Consider the following 2,839-nt stretch of genomic DNA (forward strand, 5'->3'; position numbering starts at 1 on the left):
TATCACCGTGACAAAGCAAGGCGGTCCTCGGCGTGGGCATACGAATGAACGGGGCATTGCCATGAACCGCCGCAATGCGCTCTTTGCAGGCCATGATGAAGGCGGACGCAACTGGGCCCAGTTCGCCAGCCTGATTGGCACATGCAAAATGAATGGCGTGGAGCCCTACGCTTATCTGTGGGATCTCTTCACCCGTCTCGCCAATGGCCTCTTGCCAAAGATATCGACGCTCTGATGCCATGGGCTTATGCCGCTCGCATCAAGACCTCACAATGAGCTCGTCAGATACTATCCTGAGCTCATATCCGGCCTTAGGGAACACTATTGAGTCGCTGAAACTGAAAAATCAATGGGGCGTAGACGCCGCACACGGCGGAGCCACAATGCACCTGAGAGTCACAAGCTGCGGGTCTTCACAAGCCACGACAGCGCCAGCACCGCATCGTCGATATCCCTTGCGAGAGCTTTTGACGAGCAAATACGAAATTAATGCGGTCCTCGCCGAATGCGTACTGCATCTCAAAAGCTGCTCGAGCAGATGCTTACAATTGTTCCTGTTCGCCAATGTTCGGAAAAGGTGTAATCGACCAACTGATTAGGTTAACGGCACGCTCAAGTATGATCTCGGTCTGACTGCGACTGGGTGAGGTGGCAATGACGTGTCCAATCGAGTCTCGGTCATCGCTTTTCCTGACGAACGGCGTCTTCGGTTTAAGGTACAGTTCAATCTCGGCGACACCGGGCTCAGCGGCTGCCTGCCTATCGCCATTGATCCAATCGAGGATGCCATCGGTATCAGGAACTAGGAATCGTGCGGCCGCCGTCTGCGAACGTCTTCGGCTCAAATCCCATTTCTCGCCTATGACAAGCTTGATGTGCTGATTGATAAGATCGACACCATAAGCCAGCTGAATCAGCCGAGGAGTGGTCCAACCCGGAAGACGCGGATTGACTTCAATAGCGACTGGACCTCGCTTCGTCCACCGCAATTCAATGTTCGCTGGCCCCCAACCAAGACCGAGAGCTCGTAAGCAGCTTAGTGAAACATCGGCGATGCACTTACATTGACCATCAGTTAGGGGCGCCGGAAAGATGCTCTCACGAACGACGAAATGCGGTGGGCTGCCAAATTTGGCGGTGCCAATTGCAACGACCTCATTCCCCATTGTGTCGACACTATAGTATGGTCCTTGAGCGAACTCTTCGATTAGTATCCCTGGCGAAGATCGCCAGATGTGCTTACCGCCCAGCAGATAAGTCGTGTGTTCAGCCACCTCCGTGATGTTGCGGCATAATCGGACCCCGCTGCTGCCGCTGCCAGTGACTGGCTTAAGTATCACCGGCAGACCAATCTCCTCTGCAGAGCTTTCAACGTCCGTTGCATCCGTTGCCAAGCGGTAGGCAGGTATTGGAACGCCCGCCCGTGCGAGGAGTTGACGTTGAACGAATTTGTCGTAGCACTGTTCAATCGATGCTGGGTCTGGTCCGGGTAGATCGAAATGGCGGCAGAGCCTCCCGACTGTCACATAGACCGATTCATCTCGGCCCGCGAACCCAGTGATGCCCGCGATGTCATAAGTCGCACGTAGCTGGGTACACTCATGAATCATTGCATCGAGATCGCCTGTATCGACACGGATCGCTTGTACCCTTTTTGCCGAAATATAGTCGTACTGAGCTGGGTCAACCGATAGAGTAATTGGTTGAATGCCAAGGCGCTGGGCAGCTTGAATATACAGAGGACCATTACCTCTACTACCTTCAACTAGGATGAGCGCTCTTCTTGCCATTTACGCGGAGCTCCGACGTTGACGCTCTGGATGATCTGAGGGCAAATTGCAAAGTCCCTCTCTCACTCAACGCGTTTCTTCAGTTTATGTGAGCGTATCATTGTCGGCGGGTTGCTTGTGCAAAGATTCTGTAAAACTTTTGAAGGGCCTATGCAGCGTCTATTTGAAGTTGAATCTGTCAAGTTCGTCAAACGAGGCCAAGGTAGTCGGCCGTGAATTATCCGGAAGTAGTTGATGTTTCCGGTACATCGTACGTGTCCCATTAATCGGTGTCGCAAGAAAGCTGTCGCATTGCCTCAGGAACAATGGGAGCCAACAAATGTCGAGACCTAGTGAACGGCGCGAGACGGGAGCAGGATCCGTTCCGGTCTCGTCTTGATCAGATCATTGATCTGAAGCACGACCTTATCTGGTTGGCGCAGACAATCGATTGGCCGTTCTAGAAGAACGATATGGTGAGATTTATTCCGATGGAGCCGGTATGCCGCCACTACCTCGACAGCCTCTCCAGTATTTCTGCGGCGGGACATTCTTCCAACACACATTGCCGTTTCGATCGTTCGTCGCTGATGGCAGCGCAAATGCAGTTTGTCGCATGGCTGGCGCCAACGCATGGGCGAGTAGCGGATAAAGGCGCTTCTGCAGGAGAGCCTCTTGGTGGCGTCAAGACCGGTGCGATGAAGTCGTCGGACACGCGGCAGGCGATCGTCGATACAATAGTCCAAGAACATGATGTTTCCGACCGCCGCCAAGCTCATTGACCGGGCACGGAGCGGCTCGTGTGGCTGGCTCGCAGGGTGGCGCTCGATCTGCGCCAGACGGCTGGGAAAATTCGCCCTGATCCAGCACCAGCGGTATCCCCATGCCAAACAGTTCAAGCGGGCTGGGACGGCGCTGCCCAAGCTAAGGACCTATCTCGGGCGAACGATCCGCGACATCTCACGCCGACGAAGTGTAAGCGCTCATTTCGTTGCGCCTTTTCGCGTTGAATTCTCTGCCGCATGAAGTGTCCACTTAAAATAGGTGGACACCAAATATGAGTGACGAAG

The 2,839-nt window shown here is 54.0% G+C and carries 1 protein-coding gene and 2 pseudogenes; 2 read left to right on the plus strand and 1 reads right to left on the minus strand.

Translation table 11 applies throughout. The features are described 5' to 3' along the window. A pseudogene (locus K290_RS35740) lies at positions 1-276 on the plus strand (transposase domain-containing protein); the annotation flags it as partial. Between the two features lie 266 nt (positions 277-542). Here the strand turns inward: K290_RS35740 and K290_RS0133170 are convergent. Beyond that, a complete protein-coding gene (locus K290_RS0133170) occupies positions 543-1,790 on the minus strand; it encodes an ATP-grasp domain-containing protein (RefSeq protein WP_004126188.1) in 1,248 nt (415 codons plus the stop codon). A 319-nt stretch (positions 1,791-2,109) separates the two neighbouring features. Between K290_RS0133170 and K290_RS37060 the strand changes: the two are divergent. Next, positions 2,110-2,735 (plus strand): annotated as a pseudogene (locus K290_RS37060) (transposase family protein); the annotation flags it as partial. Positions 2,736-2,839: the final 104 nt, after the last annotated feature.

Source organism: Rhizobium leucaenae USDA 9039, assembly GCF_000426285.1.
In the GTDB taxonomy this organism is placed as follows: domain Bacteria; phylum Pseudomonadota; class Alphaproteobacteria; order Rhizobiales; family Rhizobiaceae; genus Rhizobium; species Rhizobium leucaenae.